Origin of the sequence: Rhizobium sp. BK399, from assembly GCF_014194695.1 — a bacterium.
In the GTDB taxonomy this organism is placed as follows: domain Bacteria; phylum Pseudomonadota; class Alphaproteobacteria; order Rhizobiales; family Rhizobiaceae; genus Rhizobium.
On the sequence record NZ_JACIAH010000008.1, the window covers coordinates 58455 to 76467 of the forward strand.

At 60.2% G+C, this 18013-nt stretch carries 16 protein-coding genes; 11 read left to right on the forward strand and 5 right to left on the reverse strand.

The features are described 5' to 3' along the window. The first annotated feature begins 41 nt into the window (after positions 1-41). From ehuB to doeB, 8 genes are all read left to right on the forward strand, one after another. Positions 42-881, forward strand: a complete 840-nt coding sequence (gene ehuB / locus FHT97_RS17955; RefSeq protein WP_183757571.1) for an ectoine/hydroxyectoine ABC transporter substrate-binding protein EhuB — start codon at positions 42-44, stop codon at positions 879-881. Between the two features lie 66 nt (positions 882-947). Beyond that, positions 948-1607: an ectoine/hydroxyectoine ABC transporter permease subunit EhuC gene (gene ehuC, locus FHT97_RS17960; RefSeq protein ID WP_183863838.1), complete on the forward strand. Its 660-nt coding sequence runs from the start codon at positions 948-950 to the stop codon at positions 1605-1607. Positions 1608-1609: 2 nt separating this feature from the next. Then, positions 1610-2269, forward strand: a complete 660-nt coding sequence (ehuD, locus tag FHT97_RS17965; protein ID WP_183757569.1) for an ectoine/hydroxyectoine ABC transporter permease subunit EhuD — start codon at positions 1610-1612, stop codon at positions 2267-2269. 1 nt (position 2270) lies between these two features. Further along, positions 2271-3050 carry an ectoine utilization protein EutA gene (gene eutA, locus FHT97_RS17970; RefSeq protein ID WP_183757568.1) on the forward strand — a complete coding sequence of 260 codons (780 nt, stop codon included), beginning with the start codon at positions 2271-2273 and terminating at the stop codon, positions 3048-3050. A gap of 4 nt (positions 3051-3054) precedes the next feature. Then, positions 3055-4056, forward strand: a complete 1002-nt coding sequence (gene eutB / locus FHT97_RS17975) for a hydroxyectoine utilization dehydratase EutB (protein WP_183757567.1) — start codon at positions 3055-3057, stop codon at positions 4054-4056. Further along, the gene (gene eutC, locus FHT97_RS17980) at positions 4053-5045 is read left to right on the forward strand and encodes an ectoine utilization protein EutC (protein ID WP_183863839.1); all 993 of its coding nucleotides are present in this window, start codon (positions 4053-4055) and stop codon (positions 5043-5045) included. The genes eutB and eutC overlap by 4 nt, the downstream gene beginning before the upstream one ends. Before the next feature lie 32 nt (positions 5046-5077). Beyond that, a complete protein-coding gene (doeA, locus tag FHT97_RS17985) occupies positions 5078-6259 on the forward strand; it encodes an ectoine hydrolase DoeA (RefSeq protein ID WP_183863840.1) in 1182 nt (393 codons plus the stop codon). Positions 6260-6265: 6 nt separating this feature from the next. Continuing rightward, positions 6266-7264 carry a N(2)-acetyl-L-2,4-diaminobutanoate deacetylase DoeB gene (gene doeB / locus FHT97_RS17990; protein ID WP_183757564.1) on the forward strand — a complete coding sequence of 333 codons (999 nt, stop codon included), beginning with the start codon at positions 6266-6268 and terminating at the stop codon, positions 7262-7264. A gap of 283 nt (positions 7265-7547) precedes the next feature. Here the strand turns inward: doeB and FHT97_RS17995 are convergent, their stop codons facing one another. From FHT97_RS17995 to FHT97_RS18005, 3 genes are all read right to left on the reverse strand, one after another. After that, on the reverse strand, positions 7548-8381 hold the full coding sequence (locus FHT97_RS17995; RefSeq protein WP_183863841.1) for a class I SAM-dependent methyltransferase: 834 nt from the start codon (positions 8379-8381) through the stop codon (positions 7548-7550). Between the two features lie 91 nt (positions 8382-8472). After that, positions 8473-8628 (reverse strand): hypothetical protein, encoded by a 156-nt coding sequence (locus FHT97_RS18000; protein ID WP_183757562.1) that lies wholly within the window; start codon positions 8626-8628, stop codon positions 8473-8475. A 121-nt stretch (positions 8629-8749) separates the two neighbouring features. Beyond that, a complete protein-coding gene (locus FHT97_RS18005) occupies positions 8750-9436 on the reverse strand; it encodes a dihydrofolate reductase family protein (RefSeq protein WP_183863842.1) in 687 nt (228 codons plus the stop codon). Between the two features lie 263 nt (positions 9437-9699). On the opposite strand from FHT97_RS18005, the gene FHT97_RS18010 reads away from it, so the two are divergent. Genes FHT97_RS18010 through FHT97_RS18020 form a run of 3 tightly spaced genes read left to right on the forward strand, consistent with a single transcriptional unit; the run spans position 9700 to position 15210 of the window. Next, on the forward strand, positions 9700-12189 hold the full coding sequence (locus FHT97_RS18010) for a hypothetical protein (RefSeq protein ID WP_183757560.1): 2490 nt from the start codon (positions 9700-9702) through the stop codon (positions 12187-12189). Positions 12190-12199: 10 nt separating this feature from the next. Then, positions 12200-14035: a GMC family oxidoreductase gene (locus tag FHT97_RS18015; protein WP_183757559.1), complete on the forward strand. Its 1836-nt coding sequence runs from the start codon at positions 12200-12202 to the stop codon at positions 14033-14035. Further along, on the forward strand, positions 14032-15210 hold the full coding sequence (locus FHT97_RS18020) for a catalase family protein (protein WP_183757558.1): 1179 nt from the start codon (positions 14032-14034) through the stop codon (positions 15208-15210). The genes FHT97_RS18015 and FHT97_RS18020 overlap by 4 nt, the downstream gene beginning before the upstream one ends. Before the next feature lie 38 nt (positions 15211-15248). On the opposite strand, the gene FHT97_RS18025 is transcribed toward FHT97_RS18020, so the two are convergent. Continuing rightward, positions 15249-16718, reverse strand: coding sequence for a Dyp-type peroxidase (locus FHT97_RS18025; RefSeq protein ID WP_183863843.1), 1470 nt, complete (start codon positions 16716-16718; stop codon positions 15249-15251). Positions 16719-16720: 2 nt separating this feature from the next. Next, positions 16721-18004: a hypothetical protein gene (locus FHT97_RS18030; RefSeq protein ID WP_183863844.1), complete on the reverse strand. Its 1284-nt coding sequence runs from the start codon at positions 18002-18004 to the stop codon at positions 16721-16723. Positions 18005-18013 lie beyond the last annotated feature (9 nt).

Consider the following 18013-nt stretch of genomic DNA (forward strand, 5'->3'; position numbering starts at 1 on the left):
CATGCGAAGGTCGACAATTCAAGAAACCAGGAGCAGGGAACATGAGAAAAACAATTATCCTAGGTGCCGTTGCGCTCTCCACGGCGTTTGGTGCAGCCATAATACCGGCCCACGCGGCCGACCTTGAGGCGCTCAAGGAACAGGGCTTTGCCCGCATCGCCATCGCCAACGAGCCGCCATTCACGGCGGTCGGCGCAGACGGCAAGGTTTCGGGTGCTGCACCCGATGTCGCGCGGGTTATCTTCGAGCGTCTCGGTGTCAAGGACGTCGTCGCCTCCATCTCGGAATATGGCGCGATGATCCCGGGCCTGCAGGCTGGCCGCCACGATGTCATCACCGCGGGTCTCTTCATGAAACCCGAGCGCTGTGCCGCAGTTGCCTATTCCGAACCGATGCTATGCGACGCGGAGGCGTTCGCGGTGAAGAAAGGCAATCCGCTTAAGCTTTCGAGCTTCAAGGACATTGCCAGCAATCCGGATGCGAAGATCGGCGCGCCAGGTGGTGGCACCGAAGAAAAGCTGGCGCTCGAAGCAGGTGTTCCGCGCGATCGCGTCATCGTCGTGCCGGACGGCCAGAGCGGCATCAAGATGTTGCAGGACGGTCGAATCGATGCCTACTCGCTGCCGGTATTGTCGATCCATGATCTGATCGCCAAGGCCAATGACGCGAACCTCGAAACGGTTGCCCCTGTTGTCGGCGCTCCCGTCTATTGTGACGGAGCCGCGTTCCGCAAGCAGGATGTCGCCTTACGCGATGCCTACGATGTCGAGCTCAAGAAGCTGAAGGAATCCGGCGAGTTCGCCAAGATCATCGAACCCTATGGCTTCTCGGCTGCGGCCGCAATGTCGACGACCCGCGATAAGCTCTGCGCAGCAAAGTAAGTTCGGTCCCACCGGCTCCGCATTGCGGAGCCGGTTTCGAAGGACAGCAACAAGGAATGCGACTTGATGTCGGTATGGTCCGGCTACCTCTCATTGATACTTCAAGGCGCTGTGGTGACGGTCGAACTCACCTTCATGGGATCAGCGCTGGCCCTGGTCGTGGCGTTCATCGCGGGACTGGCGCGACTGTCACGGTTTTTTGCCGTACGGGCGCTAGCCACGGCCTACATCGAATTTTTCCGTGGAACGTCGATCTTCGTGCAGCTTTTCTGGGTGTACTTCGTCCTGCCCTTTGCCGGCGTCACACTGACGCCACTGCAGGCGGGCGTCCTGGCGCTTGGGCTCAATGTCGGGGCATATGGTGCCGAAGTCGTTCGCGGTGCAGTCAAGGCAATCGGACGCGAGCAGACAGAGGCCTGCATCGCGCTCAACCTCTCCCGTTTCCAGCGCATGCGCTACATCATCCTGCCGCAGGCACTGCCATTGATGCTACCGACATTTTGTAACAATGCCATCGAGCTTCTCAAGGGAACTGCTGTCGTTTCGCTGATTTCGCTGACCGACATGACCTTCCAGGCGCAGGTCGTACGGGCCCAGACCGGCAGCACGCTGATCACGTTTGCAACCATTCTGGTTCTCTACTTCCTCATGGCGCTCGCGATCTCAGCAGTCATGCGGTGGCTCGAACACCGCATGACGCGCGGTCTTGATGGCGTGAGGGCCTAGCAATGGAATGGGATTGGGACTTTGTCTGGCAGATCATGCCGACCCTCCTCGAAGGCTTCAGGATCACAATTCTTGCGACGGTGCTCGGCGCAATCGTGGCGGGGGTCCTCGGCCTTGCAATCGCGCTTGCTCGCCGGTCCAAGATCACGGCTCTGTCGCGCGGTGTGGGCTTCTTCTCGGAATTCATTCGGGGCACACCGCTGCTCGTGCAGCTCTATTTCATCTTCTATGTTCTTCCGGACATAGGGATCCGCCTTGCGCCGCTGGTTGCCGGCGTGATCGGCATTGGGCTGCACTATGCCACCTATACTGCGGAAGTTTATCGCGCCGGTATCGAGAATGTGCCGCGGGGACAGTGGGAAGCTGCCAAGGCGGCCAATCTCACCGAACGCCAGACCTGGATCCATGTGATCCTGCCGCAGGCAATCCCTCCGATGATCCCGGCGCTCGCCAACTATTTCATAGCAATGTTCAAGGAAACGCCGTTGCTGTCGGCCATTACCGTCCTCGAGTTGATGAACCAAGCAAAGAGTATTGCCAATAGCAACTACCGCTATATCGAACCGATGACACTCGTCGGCGTCTTCTTCCTCGTGATCAGCCTCATTTCCGTGATCGGCTTGCGCTGGCTCGAGGAACGCTATGCCCGGATGGACGACTGATATGACGACGAACAACGACATCACCATGGCAACCCGCCGTCCGCGTCTCGACGATCGGCCGCTTGCAAAGCGGATCGGGCTCATCATCCTGGCAACCGACCATACCACGGAAGTCGACTTCCAGCGCATGGTCGCCAGTGATCGCATTGGCATTTACGTGAGCCGTATCCACTATGCCAATCCGACGACGCCAGAAAATCTCCTGAAGATGCAGCCGGCCCTGACGGCAGGTGCTGGCCTTATCCTGCCTGGAGAGCCGCTCGACGCCATCATGTATTCCTGTACGTCCGCGTCCGTGGTGATCGGTGACGGCGAGATCGAAAAGGCGATCAATGCCGCAAAGCCCGACGTTCCGGTCGTGACGCCGACGGCAGCCTCGGTGCGTGCGTTGAAGGCATTCGGTGCTCGAAGGATCTCGATCCTGACGCCCTACGTCGCCGAGACAGCCGTTCCCATGGCGGAGTATTTCACAGGCCTCGGCTTCGAGATCGACAGGTTTACGTGCCTCGGTTTCTCCGACGACAGGGAAATGGCACGCATTGCACCGGACGAGATTGAAGCGTTCGCTGTTGAAGCGATGGCGCCGGGGTCTGATGCCCTGTTCATTTCCTGCACGGCCCTTCGCGCCGCCGGGGTCGCCGGCAGCATTGAGAAGAAAGTCGGAAAGCCGGTAGTCAGCAGTAATCTTGCAACGGCATGGGCGTGCCTCAGTCTGTGCGGCGACAAGAGGGCCGATCGAGGCTTCGCCAGTCTGATGACGCTTCCGGTTCCGGGAAACTGATGCCATGCCCGCTGCGTCCACGGTCAGTTTTCAGGATATCATGCGCGCATCGGAACGTATCGCTCCGCACGTGCGCAACACGCCGCTCGTCTCATCGAATGCCTTGAGCAAGATCACCGGCTGCCCTGTGAAGTTGAAGCTCGAGCACCACCAGACGACCGGTAGCTTCAAGCTCAGGGGGGCAACCAACGCCGTCCTGTCGCTGACCGCAGAGGAACGAGCGCGTGGGATCGTTGCCGCGTCGACGGGAAATCACGGGCGAGCCCTTGCCCATGCCGCCAGAGCAGCAGGAACTGCCACGACCATATGCATGTCGCGGCTCGTACCGGAAAACAAGATCACGGAGATCCGCCGCCTCGGCGCGACGATATGCATCGTCGGTAACTCGCAGGACGACGCCCAATGTGAGGTCGACCGACTGGTCGCCGAAGAGGGGCTCGTCGGGATCCCTCCGTTCGACGACGAGCGCGTGATCGCCGGTCAAGCCTCGCTCGGCCTGGAAATTTTCAAGGACTGCCCGGATGTGGACACCGTTCTCGTGCCGCTGTCGGGTGGCGGCCTTGCATCGGGAGTGGCTGCTGCGTTGAAGACCATCAATTCGGCGATCCGTCTTGTCGGAATTTCGATGGAGCACGGCGCTGCCATGAAGGCAAGCATCGATGCCGGCAGGCCCGTCGAGGTTATCGAGGAAGAGAGCTTTGCGGACTCGCTTGGCGGCGGCATAGGCCTTACGAACCGGCTGACCTTTGCCATGTGCCGCGATCTGCTCGACGATGTCGTTCTGCTGTCCGAGAGCGAAATCGCAAAGGGCATGCTTCACGCCTACGATGCTGAGCGCGAGATAGTGGAGGGCGCCGGCGCTGTCGGGATCGCCGCTCTCCTGGCGGGCAAGATCACTCCATCCGGGCCGATCGTCGTCATTCTCTCTGGCAGGAACGTTGACATGGACCTGCATCGCCGCGTGATCAACGGTGCAACGGCTCTTTCGGGGAGGTGCGCCGCATGAGCTCGATGGTGATTCTTAGCGAAGCTGATCTCAGAAAGATCATCGGTCTGGACCTGGAGGCCGTCGGTTGCGTCGAGGACGCGTTCAGGGCGCTTGCCACGAAGGCCGTGTCGATGCCACCGATCCTGAGGCTCGATATTCCCGAGCATCGGGGCGAGGTCGATGTGAAGACGGCTTATGTCCCTGGTGTCGACGGCTTCGCGATCAAGATCAGCCCGGGATTTTTTGACAATCCAAAGATCGGCCTGGCGAGCACGAACGGAATGATGGTGTTGCTTTCGAGCCGGACGGGGCTCGTACAAGCTCTGCTGCTCGATAATGGGTATCTGACGGATGTGAGAACGGCTGCTGCGGGCGCAGTGGCGGCGCGACATCTGTCGCGCGAGGATTCAACGGTCGCGGCCATCTTTGGTGCCGGCATGCAGGCAAAACTGCAGCTCGAGGCGCTGACGCTCGTCCGCCCCATCACCAATGCGCGCATCTGGGCGCGCGATCACGAAAAGGCACAGGCGGTTGCGGCCGAGTGTTCGGCAAAGCTCGGAATTGGGGTCGAGGCGATCGTCGATGCGAGGACCGCGGTTCGCGGCGCCGACATTATCGTGACGACCACTCCTGCGGAACGGCCGATCATCCAGTCTGAATGGCTAGAGCGGGGCCAGCATCTGACGGCCATGGGGTCGGATGCCGAACATAAGAACGAAGTCGAACCTGCGGCGATTGCGATGGCGTCACCCTATGTTGCCGACAGCCTGAAGCAGACCCGTCGGCTTGGAGAGTTGCATCACGCAATCTCGATCGGTCTGGTCGGCGAGGATGCCGAATTCCCGGAGCTCGGACAGATTATTGCCGGTCGGGTGGCCGGTCGGACCGACGCTTCAGGCATCACCATTGCAGACCTGACCGGGACCGGGATCCAGGATACCGCCATCGCCACGCTCGCCTTTTCGCGGGCTGCAGCCGCCCGGGCCGGCATGACATTCGAAAGCTGATCCGGTGCTGCACCGGACAAGGAGGGACGAGCATGAGTGAACCGAATCTTAAATTTTCGCGCGACGAATACAGCCTTCGGCTGGAAAAGACCCGCAAGGCAATGGAAGCAAAGGGCGTCGAGCTGCTGATTGTCAGCGACCCCTCGAACATGGCCTGGCTGACGGGTTACGACGGGTGGTCCTTTTACGTCCATCAGGCCGTGATTGTTCCGCCGTCAGGCGAGCCAATCTGGTTCGGCCGCGGACAAGATGCCAACGGCGCCAAGCTGACCGCCTATCTCAGCCATGAGAACATCATCGGTTATCCTGACCACTACGTGCAATCGACCGAGCGACATCCGATGGATTACCTCTCGGGCATCCTCGCTGATCGTGGCTTCGCAAAGCTTTCGATCGGCGTCGAGATGGATAACTACTGGTTCTCGGCAGCTGCATTTGCCTCATTGCAAAAGCATCTCCCAAACGCCCGCTTTGTGGATGCCACGGCACTCGTCAACTGGCAGCGAGCGGTCAAGAGCCCGACCGAGATCAAGTACATGCGCAATGCCGCCCGCATTGTCGAAGCCATGCATGCGCGCATCTTCGACAAGATCGAGGTCGGGATGCGCAAGTGCGATCTGGTTGCCGAGATCTACGATGCCGGCACGCGTGGTGTCGATGGTATTGGCGGGGACTATCCGGCGATCGTGCCGCTGCTGCCCTCAGGCGTCGAAGCCTCGGCCCCGCATCTCACCTGGGACGACCGGCCCATGAGGAGTGGCGAGGGCACCTTCTTCGAGATTGCCGGCTGCTACAATCGCTACCACCTGCCGCTCTCTCGCACGGTCTTCCTCGGCAAGCCAACGCAGGCCTTCATCGACGCCGAGAAGGCAACGCTTGAGGGAATGGAAGCCGGTCTTTCGGTCGCCAGGCCTGGTAACACCTGCGAGGACATTGCCAACGCTTTCTTCGCGGTTCTGAAGAAGTACGGCATTGTCAAGGATAGCCGCACTGGTTACCCGATCGGTCTGTCCTATCCGCCGGATTGGGGCGAGCGCACGATGAGCCTTCGTCCCGGCGACCGCACCGAGCTGAAGCCCGGCATGACGTTCCATTTCATGACCGGCCTGTGGCTCGAGGACATGGGTTTCGAGACGACGGAAAGCATCCTGATCACCGATAGTGGTGTGGAGTGCCTCGCCAATGTTCCGCGCAAGTTGATGGTCAAGGATTGATCGGCGATGAGTGAGACGAATTTGCGTCCGTCGTCGATCAGCGCGACGGTCGATTTCAATGCCGCGGGCATCCAGCACGGCTTCCTCAGGCTGCCCTACAGTCGCGATGACTCGGCATGGGGGTCGGTCATGATTCCGATTTCCGTCATAAAGAACGGGGAAGGGCCGACGGTTCTTCTGACGGGCGGCAATCACGGTGATGAATACGAAGGGCCGATTGCGCTCTTCGATCTCGCAAGGACTTTGCAGGCTGAGGTCGTCAGCGGTCGCGTCATAATCGTTCCGGCGATGAACTATCCGGCGTTTGCCGCCGAAACGAGGACATCTCCAATCGACAAGGGCAACATGAACCGCAGCTTTCCGGGCAGACCGGACGGCACGGTTACGCAAAAGATTGCCGATTACTTCCAGCGCACGCTCTTGCCGCTTGCCGACATCGTTCTTGACTTTCACTCCGGCGGGAAGACGCTTGACTTTCTGCCGTTCTGCGCTGCCCACATCCTTCAGGACAAGGATCAGGAGAGGAAGGGCTTCGAATTCGTGGAAGCTTTCGGCGCTCCATACTCGATGAAGATGCTGGAGATCGACGCGGTCGGCATGTACGACACTGCGGCCGAGGAGATGGGCAAGATCTTCGTTACGACCGAGCTCGGGGGTGGCGGTACGGCAACGGCGCTGAGCGCCGCGATCGCCAAGCGCGGCGTCATGAACGTGCTCAAACGGGCGGGCGTCGTGAGCGGCGAAATTGATCATAAACCGACACAATGGCTCGATATGCCGGATAGCGACTGTTTCATTTTCAGCGAGAGCGCGGGCCTTGCCGAGTTCTCCGTTGACCTCGGTGAGCGCGTCAGGAAAGGCGACGTCGTCGTCAAGATTCATCCTGTCGGAAGGACAGGCGAGCCGCCGGTCGGGCTGGTGGCAAAGATGGATGGCATTCTCGCCGCTCGCCATTTTCCAGGCTTGATCAAGCAGGGAGACTGCGCGGCGGTTATCGCGCAGTAGGCCGGAGCCTGATCTCGTGCGAGGCTTGACCGGGCACGGTCGCAATGGCCGCGAACGCCTGATGACAATCTGGCAATGGTACACGACCAGTGCGCCCATGATGACATGCTGGCGGCAGACGCGCCATGCATCGCCGACCGCATGAAGGCCATTGCCTGGCACTGCAAGCCATATGCTGGCGCGGTGCCTCCGGCGCAAATATGAAGCTTTAGCGCATCGGTGGCGGCCGGCGTGCATTTTGTTGCTGTCGTCATTCGCCGGAATTTGCGTTCCTTCCGGAACGTCATAGCGGCTTTTCGGCGACGTAAAGGAAGCGCGACAGGCGCTTGTCCTTGGCGAGCCTTGCAGCTGTCGCCAGCATCAACTGGCGTCGCTCGAAAAACGCGTCGCCTTCTTCGCGGCGGAGAACATCGGCCCGGCGATGTCGAGCGTCATGCCAGCGGGAGCCGATCACTGCGACTGCATCGGCGCGATCGAGCCTGTTGAGGAGGTTTAATCCGGCTGCGGCTATCGCCTCCTCGTTCAGCCCCGGCGGAACGAAGAAAAGGTTTGCCCCCAATGCCGAACGCCCGTCGACATCACCCTTGGAAAGCGCACCGGTAACCACGAACGGGTCGGTAAAGACAAGGCGTCCGGCGGCGCAAAGCAGGCGGGCCCAATCGGAGATCGCCTCAAAACGGTTCGGCAGATGACAGAGCGCGTCGATGCAGAGAATAGCGTCAAAGCTGCTGTCTTCGAACGGCAGCTTGGAGCTGCAATCACATACCGCAAAGGTAACCCGGTCGGCGAGGCCACGCCGCTGGGCAAGCGCGTTGCCGTGCGCGACGCCTTCGGCTTCGAGGTCGAGTCCGACCAGGCTGCAGGTCAAATGCTCGACAAGCGCCAAGGATGGACCGCCGGCACCACATGCAACATCGAGCACACGGCTTTCACCATTAAGGGCCAGGAAATTGCCAATTTCGTGTTGCTCGGCGCTGGACCGCCAACTCTCCTGGCCGATGTCGTCGCCGAAGACCTCCCGGCGTATTTCCGCTGCAAGGTGGCCGTGTGTACGGGAATATTGCGGACCATAGAATCCGCTTCCATCGCTTGTCTGACTGGCGTCCTGTTTGCTCATGGCAGCCCCGAATGCGTCACGACAACATTCAATGCAGCTAATATACAGCCGGCAGACTGGGTGAGGTCAATCCGGTCGATTGTCGCGTCCCTCAGCGCGGTTCGCGTGTCGCGGTCAGTCCCCTACCGGTTGCTGCACGCACGCCGTAGGATTCCAGTTCTTCCGGTACGGAGGCCTTCACGATATCGCTGACGCTGCTGGCAGCTTTCACGTGGCGCGCGACGCGATGCGGGAACTGGCTTGCCAATGTTGAGGGGATCTCGCTGTCTCTATCATGCCGGACCGACGGGAGCCCGACAATTGTCAGGCTTCCTCTATCAAGGCAACAGGGGCGCTTGCCCGAATTGACCCAATGGCTCGCTGATCGACTAGGTTGCGCCGCTCTGCTTCAGAACCGCATAGCGAAGATGAAGCGCACCGTTCCCGAGGGGAGTGCATTCAATCAGCGACAGCTCGACCTTACCCGCCAGACATTCCTCGCCAAACTCGATGACCCTGTCGCTTCCCCGCCTTGATTCCAGTGCCGGGGCGACGATCAAGCTCAGTTCATCGACAAGACCCGACGTCATCAGCGAACCGTTGATCCGCGCCCCGCCTTCAAGAACGATGCGGTCAACACCAAGTTCTTCACCGAGCACATCGAGCATTTCGCCCACATCAATATCAGGTCCATCGGAAACGACATAGGAAACACCGTAAGCGGCCAGTTCCGCCAGGTGACTATCCGATACGTCGGAGCCGAGCAGCACGACGACATGGTCGCCGTAGAGTTCGCCGGCGGCAAAATGCAATTTTCCGGAAGGGTCGAGCGCGATTGCGAAGCTTTCTGCATCCGGCCTGGCAAAATGTGTGGGCCGCCTGGCGCTTGCTGGGACGGCTGGGGGATGAGCCGTCGCTTTCGAGATTTCGGCCATCGTTACGCGCCCAACCATCCAGGCGTTTCCGCCGAGTTCCTTCTGAACCTTCTCATAGAGAGACGACCAATCAGCCTTGCTTCCATCGGGGCTCTTCGTCCAGCGGCTTGGATGAAGGCTCCCGTCCGGCGAGGTCAACATGCCCAAAGCACGAGCGAAAGCCAGGAGCGAGTGCCAGTCGAACGAGCGGGACGAGGGCAGTCGCCTGAGGGACCTGGGGCGGTGGCGCACGCTGGCATGGGGGGTTCTTCAAGTGTCGCGATAAATTTTCTTCTACTTCATGGCGAACTTCGTTACATTGGAGAGAAGTCGATGCGAATGCGGACCGGAATGAAGCAGATGAAAGCGCGGGCGCATTAAGGGGGTAGACCCTACACCACGCGCCTGATACCGGGGGGCGTGACGTGAAGTGGCTTTTTCGCATCCTTGTTGGCGTGGGTGTCATCGTTCTCCTGTCGGTCGCGCTCATTTTCTATCCGGTCATCCATGACTGGTGGTATCCGCCGTTTCGCTCCGGCAATGTTGCCGACGAGGCGAAGGCTGCCGGTCGCAATGCGGCTTCGTTCCCAGCTGCGGATGAGGATTATTTTCATGACATGGACCGTGGCGTTGCCCTGACAGGAGACGAGATCAAAGGGCGTAATGCCTGGATCGTCTGGTCCGGTGGCAACGACCGCTTCTGGGATGGCATGACCAAGGCCACCTTCGGAAGCTTCGATCTCCTCAAGATCGTCAGCTCTGATCGCGACACGCGATGGAAGGTTCTTGGCCTCCTGAACGAACCATGTTTCGACAAGGCCACGGCGCCAGATCCGAAATACGGGCTGCGGCTCGATGTGCGCCGATCCGATTGTCCGCCCGATCCGTTCGCCAACGCCGAGAAGTATCCGGGTGTTGCGATCGGCGCGCGCGGAAACACCGTCCCACTTGGTTCGTTCTATGGAGAGCCGTCCGGCATCGTTGGCCTGCGACTGTTTCCCAATCCCGAATTCGACAAGGCCGCAGCGGAGCGATGGGACGGAAATCGTTATTACAACGACCCCACCTACTATAACGACAAGAACCTCGTGCGTCCGTATCGGGTCGGCATGTCCTGCGGCTTCTGCCATATCGGGCCAAGCCCGGTTCACCCTCCGGCAGATCCAGAACATCCGCAATGGGCGGACCTGAGCTCGACGGTTGGTGCCCAGTACATGTGGGTCGACAGGCTGTTCATCTACTCGGCCGACAAGTCGAACTTCATGTTCCAGCTGGTCCATACCTACCGCCCCGGGGCGATGGATACGTCCCTAGTGTCCACAGACTATATCAACAATCCACGCACCATGAATGCGATCTACAACGTATCAAACCGCCTGGCGCTGGCACAGCAACTCGGGAAGGAAACGATTGCCGGGGGCGAACAGGATAACAAGCAGTTCAAGGACTACCTGCATGAGGGACCCTTGATACAGTCCTTTGTCGCGCCCGACACAGTGTTCACCCCGCGTGTGCTGAAGGATGGATCGGACGCAGTGGGAGCGCTTGGAGCACTCAATCGCGTTTATCTCAACATCGGCCTCTTCAGTGAGGAATGGCTTCTGCACTTCAATGCAGTGGTCGGCGGCAAGCCTATTTCGCCAATCAAGATCGCAGATGCCCAGAAGCAGTCGAGCTACTGGCAGGCCACGGAGATGATGACACCTGCCACTGCGCTCTTCTTCCTGAAGGCAACTCGGCCGGATCTTCTGAAGGATGCCCCCGGGGGCGCTGCCTACCTCAGCAATGACCAAGCTGTCCTCATGCGCGGGAGGTCGGTTTTCGCGACCACGTGTGCCCGCTGCCATTCGAGCAAGATGCCGCCATTGCCCGCGGGTCTCAATCTGGCTCAATGCAATGGTCCAGGCTACATCGACTGCTTTAAGTCCTATTGGGGTTGGACGAAGACTGCGGATTACAAGCAGCAGATGACCCAGATTGTGCTTCAGCCTGACTTCCTCGACGACAATTTCCTGTCGAACGAACTGCGCATCCCGGTGACGCTGCTAAGGACCAACGCCTGCAGCCCGCTGGCGACAAACGCGATTGCCGGCAATATATGGGACAACTTTTCGTCACAGTCCTACAAGCACTTGCCATCGGTCGGGACAATCACCGTACGAGATCCGTTTCAAGGTCAGCGCCGACCCTTTGCAATGCCCGACGGAGGACGCGGTTATACCCGTGTTCCTTCGCTGGTCAGCCTGTGGTCGACCGGTCCGTATCTCCTCAACAATACCGTCGGACCATTCGATGAAAGTCCTTCGGTCGATGCCCGCATGAAGGTTTTCCAGGCTTCGATCGAGCAGATGCTATGGCCTGAAAGACGGGTGAAGGACACTGTGCTTGGAAAGGACGGGGTCTACAGGATCGACCGTACGACCGCACGCAGTCTCATAACTTTGCCGCAGGGTTTTGTGCCGGAGATCCTGCGACCGCTCCAAGGCACTCTCCATCGTTGGCTGCCATGGCTGGTGACGCAAGGCGGAGACATCACCATCGGACCCATTCCCCAGGGCGTGCCTGTCAATCTTATCGCCAATATTCGGCCGTTGGCAGAGACGCACGATCCAGTCCAGGCCGTCGACCATACCGCGCGCCTTGTCGGATTGTTGCACGGGCTCAAAGCCTCGCTTGCCTCGGTGCCTGACAACGCCAGTGACGAGGAACTGCGTCGTCATTTCGCCGAACATGGGCCTGCGATGCTGGCGCTCGACAAGTGTACCGATTTCGAGGTCAACAGGGGCCACTATTTCGGAACAGCGGCCTTCAACGACGTCGACGGGCTCAGTGATGACGAGAAGGCGTTTGGTAGCGAGCCACCGCTCAGCGACGACGACAAGCGCGCCCTCATCGAATTCCTGAAGACCTTTTGATGGGTTTGAGATGGAAGCCGCGAGCAGCATGGGTGGCGAGGAGTTCGACTATATTGTCGTCGGAGCGGGTGCCGGCGGCGGAACGGTTGCCGCGCGCCTTGCGGAGGCCGGATGCCGCGTTCTCGTTCTTGAGGCTGGAGAGGATCCACGCTCTGCCGGAGGCGACAGGCTTGCGGATGAATACGATGTTCCCGCATTCCATCCGTTCGCCTCTGAGAACCCGGCGATCGCCTGGAATTTTCGGGTCAGACACTCTTCGGATGCAGAAGACGTGCTCTATCCCCGCGCGAGCGCGATTGGCGGATGTACGGCTCACAACGCGATGATCTTCATTCAGCCGCACGACGCGGACTGGGACGGGATTGCAGCCTTGACCGGGGACGAGACCTGGTCGGCAAACGCCATGCAGCGCTACTTCGGGATGATCGAGAATTGCCGTCACCGGCCAATCTGGCGGGCCCTGTCGCAAATCGGAATTGCAAAGACCGGTCACGGCTGGGACGGTTGGCTGCAGACGGAGCGGGCACTGCCCTTGCAGGCTGTGATGGACGGCCTCCTCAGGGTGACTTTGTTCACGTCGGCGGTGGCCGCGATCGCCATCAGCAAGCGACCCCTGGCAGCATTGCGCGCCCTGTTGGGCGGGCGAGCGGATGCTAACGACCGATCCATGGTGAGGCGCGGAACTGAGGGGCTTTTCTATACGCCGCTTTCGACCGCCGGCCACAGGCGGGTCGGAACACGCGAGCGCTTGCTCAAGGTGGCAAGTGATCATCCATCCCGCTTGCGCATTGAAACGAACGCCCTCGTGTCACAGGTTCTGTTCGATGTCGACAATCGGGCTACAGGCGTTTCATTCCTCAAGGGACGTGGACTCTACCGCGCGGGTCCGGTGCCGTGCACTGATGCGGGTGACCATCACGAGGCGCATGCCCGTCTTGGCGTGATCCTTGCCGGCGGAGCGTTCAACACGCCGCAGCTGCTCATGCTGTCTGGCGTCGGTCCGGCCGAGCATCTGAGGGAGCACGGCATTCCCGTGCGCGTCGACCTTCAAGGCGTCGGACGGAACCTGCAGGATCGCTACGAGATCGGCGTCGTCAATCGGATACGGTGGCCGTGGAAGGCCCTCGAGCGAGCGCGCTTCAAGCGCGGCGATCCCTTGTATGGCGAATGGCTCAAAAAGCGTAGCGGCATGTATACCTCCAATGGTGCCGCGATGGCGGTCGTGCGCCGCTCCACTCCGGACAGGAAGCTTCCGGACCTCTTTGCGATGGCACTTCTTGGCGATTTCCGAGGCTATTTTCCCGGCTATTCCGAACTCGTCGCGCGCAGGCACAATGTCCTGACCTGGGCCGTCCTGAAAGCTCACACGGAGAACCGCGCCGGTCTGGTGACACTGCGATCCTCTGATCCCCGCGATACGCCCCTTGTAGACTTCCGCTATTTCGAGGAGGGCAGCGGCAACGCTGCCTCTGACTTGACGGCGGTCGTTGCCGGCATTCGCTTTGCCCGCAGGCTTTCACGCCTGCTGAAGGCATTCGGGCTGGTCGTGGCCGAGGAGACGCCAGGAGAGGAATTGCAGAGCGATGAGCAGCTCATCCAGCATGTGCGCGCCAATGCCTGGGGTCACCACGCGTCCTGCACATGTCCGATTGGAACGAGGGAACAGGGCGGTGTTGTCGATCGACGACTTGGCGTGCACGGCACGAAGGGCCTTTATGTGGCCGATGCATCGGTATTTCCGCGTATTCCTGGCTTCTTCATTGCGAGCGCCGTGTGCATGGTGGGCGAGAAGGCAGCCGAAATGATCCGGGAGGATGCAAGTCACCGGATGGAGGCAAGGCATTGACGTGGAAGCAATTGCACGATGGCCTGGTACGGCTTCTCAACCTCGAACGGAGAATTGATCCTTTCATTCGCCCACCCGTGGACAGGCTGCTGCGTCCACCCATCGCAGGACTGGCCCAGGCCTGGTTGAGGGCTACGCGCGGGCGCGCACCGTCAATGCCGGCGATGGAAAAGACCCTTGCCGGGGAGGACGAATGCGTCGAGAAGATCATAAAGGAAATGTCGGCATATATGTCCACGCACTATCGCCCGGGCGGTTACCAGCGCGCAGGCAACACCAAGACCCACGGTGTCGTTCGCGGTCGCTTCATCGTCCGGCCTGATCTGCCTGATGCGATGCGCCAGGGGGTTTTCAGCGCGCCGCGGGAGTTTCCGGCCTGGGTCCGTTTTGCCGGGCCCGGTCCGGGCCTGCCTCCTGATATTGACGATGTCGGTGTGCTGAGCTTCGGCATCAAGCTGATGGGGGTCGATGGAGCGAAATGTCTTGACGACGAACAATTCACCCAGGACTTTACCGGCATCAGCACGCCAACCTTCACCACCCCGAACGTGGTTGAAAATGCCAAGCTGCAGACGTGGATCAATCGCGGTCTGCCGCTGTTTTATTTTGTCAATCCAGGCGATCCACATCTTCTCGACGCAGTCATGCAGGGACTTTGGGCGAGAACGCAGACGAGCCCTCTCGAGACTGAATACTGGAGCTGTGTTCCGTATCTTCTGGGCGCCGGTCAGGCAATGCGCTACTCGATCCACCCTGTCCGTACCAGCCGGACGCGCGTTCCGAACCTGCCTGGGCGACCGCCTGACAATTACCTTCGCGAGGCCATGGCTGCGACGCTGAATGAGGGGCCGGCCAGTTTTGAATTCCGCATCCAGGTGCAGACGGATCCGTCGTCGATGCCGATCGAGGACGCCTCGATCATCTGGTCGCAAAGCCTTTCGCCGCCAATACCGGCGGCAGCGCTTGTCCTTGAGCGCCAGGTTTTCGACAGTCCCGCCCAGCTTGCTTTTGCCGATCGACTTTCGTTCAACCCCTGGCATGCGCTGGCCGAGCACAGGCCGCTCGGAAACCAGAATCGTGCGCGCAAGCGCATCTACCAGGAACTGTCGACCCTGCGTCAGACGATGAATGCTGTGCCGCATGTCGAACCGACCGGCTCCGAGACATTCATTTGAGTGTGTCTACCTCGGGCAACCGATGCAAATAGGTATTCTCAGGGCAATGCAGCCAGATATTGGAGCGCCCTCAGTCCGGGCAGGAAGAAATAGGCTCCGCCGCGCACGGTGACAAAACTCGGGAGGCTCTCTATCCGGTTCGGCGCGCCGTTGGTTTGGCAGGTGAAACTGTCGGTGCGCGATCCATCCAGCAGAGGCACACGGCTGCCGACAATCGGATCGGACTCGCTGGAAAGCCCACCGAACTTCGAACTCTCCAGCCATGCATTCTGGATGAATTCGAACTGCCGCGCAATATTGGCGTTGAGGCAGACGAAGTAGAGGCCGCCCGACATGTCGCCGGTCTCCTGCGACGGGTCATATTTGCGCCCCCGCCTGAGAATGCGGTGGAAGCGTGCTGATGCTATCACGTCTGTTCGTGGAAGCGGCCTGGGAAGCCCCAGCTGACGAAGCAGGCCGGACAGCCGACTTTGCGTACCGCCGGGGATGTCGGCGTTGCGCGGATTGGCGCGACGAATGTGTGCGCCGAGGGGACAGGTGATCCCATCCGGATCACCATCGAAATCGAAGTCGTTGGATGGTTCATGGACGGTCGAGGCCTTGCTTTCAACGGCGGCAAGGGGCGTACCGGATCTTGCTCGCCCGACCATTTTTTCGGCAAGCTGCTCGGCCGCCTGGCGCGAACCGCCAACGCTTTCCAGGAATTGCCAGAAACCTGTGACGTCCTGTTCCAGCTGCCGGATCACCAGGTAGGACCCGTTTGCGCCCAGGTCACGCCTGTCGTCACCGACAAACGCCCGGAGCACGCCATGTGGATCGGCTTGCTCCGGCACGAACGGCCGGTCGGTCACCAGCCCGTATTCGTTGGTGTATCCCAGCACCATTTCACCCGCGGCGATCCGGTCGCGATAATGATACTCGTCATTCTCCTGCGATCGCGTATCACGGATCCAGTCGATGGAAGGCTGGCTCAATCCGTCGGCAAAGCCGAAAGGTTCGCGCCCATCCATGAGGCCGGTCCGCAGCTCCCGCACCAGGTGAAAGCCTGCAAAAAAGGACGGCGTTTCGACCAGTCGACGCCAATCGACAAGTGCGCCGGCTTCTGCGTAAAGCATCGCCACGACGTCGACGGGGGCGTTCTCCGGACCGCCCCAGGTCCAGCTTTGCGGTGCGCTTGGCCCAAGATCGCCGAGCCTGCGGGTCCGGCTTTCATCACCACTCATTCCCGATTTGAACTCGGCTGGAAACGATGCAAGCGCTTCTTCCGAAAGACCGATGCGGCGAAGGCCACCGGACGTCAACGCGACATGCAGCGCGCTTGGAATTTGTTTTTGGAACGCGGCATTCGTAACCGGCGCGCTGGCAAGCCATGCCTTGGCGGATGCCGGGTCGGCAATCGTCAGGATTAGGAACACCGCCTCGGGGAGCGTGCCGTATCCCGACCGGACGATCCCCTGAACATCTTCGAGTTCGACCTTTCCGGTGGTGACTGGCGAACGGGGTCCCATAGTCAAAGCTCCGCCAGCCATTGCCGGGCGAGCGCGTCGCTCATCCTTGTGGTGTCAAGACCCTGCCTGACGCGGGCGTTGCGGGCGATATCAGCGGTCGTCAGGCCGGGGTATGCCTTGTACCAGATCGCGGTCGGCAGCTGATGACGTCGAATGTAATACTTGAACGCCTGCTCGTCCTTGGCTCCATCGAGGATGAGGTAGCGCGTCCTCGGGTAACCAATCCCATTGCTGAAGACGAGATTCAGTCCAAAAGCAGCCTTGTTGACGAAGTCGTCCATGTAGGCCTCCAGGCTGCCGTCATAGTTGCTGCCAAAAAACAGGTGCTTGTGGTCATCGAGAAAGACCCAGCGCGCGAAGTGGATGGAGCCGACACGCGCGAGCCTTCCCCTGGTGTAGAGATGGCGTGTCGTGACACCAAGCACCCAGAACACGAAGATCAGGGTCCACAACCGAAACCGGCCTGGCTTGACCGTACCGTAGGCACTGAACTGGTTGGTCACCTCGAAGTCCTCGCGGACAACGAGCGATTTCAGATGCTCGTCGGATGGTCGCGCCAGCACGCTCGCATCCGTTGTTTCCCGACGCCGCAAAATGAGCAGAAAGAAAGGCGCAACGATCAGCAGGAGGGGCGAAAGCAGCACAAGCAGGACAATGTTAGTGACGAGGTCGAGTGCGTCGCGTAATCGTTCCTCGAGCGATATTGACTGCGGGGCGGGCGGCTTCGGCCCCTCGTTCATCACCCTGTCCCGCAGACGCCGGTGAAGATCCAAAGGAGATGCCGCCAGCGGGCGTTCCTGCGGCAGGTAGCTTATCAGGGCGGCCCGGAGCGCAGCTTCATCGTGGACCTGGCGGACGGTACGGCCTGGCCAGTTGCTGTAGTTGACGACAGGCTCGATATTGTGCGCAGTAAGCCAGGCGTCAAGCGGAACAGCCGGGTTAAAGTCTAGGCAATGGGCGAAGATCCTCGAAAGGCCCGGTCCCGCAATCCCCACGAGGTCCTTGACGAAGTCTTCCCTCTTGCCGTCGATGTCGCCAAGAAAGGCGATCTTTGGAGCGGCCGGGTTTGTCGAAACGCCGTAGGACGCGTTGTCGGCAGCCGTATTGTCGTCAAGGATGACGATCCGAGCGAAATGAAGGCCTGGCAGCCGCGCGAACGGAAGCTCGGAATTGTTCGGATCTGCTAGTCCTGGCTCGGACGTCATCGTCGCCAGAAGCAGCTCAAGTGCCTCCCGGCGATGTGGATCAAGCTGCGAAACGAACATGAAGGTGGACGAGACAGGCATCTCGGCGAC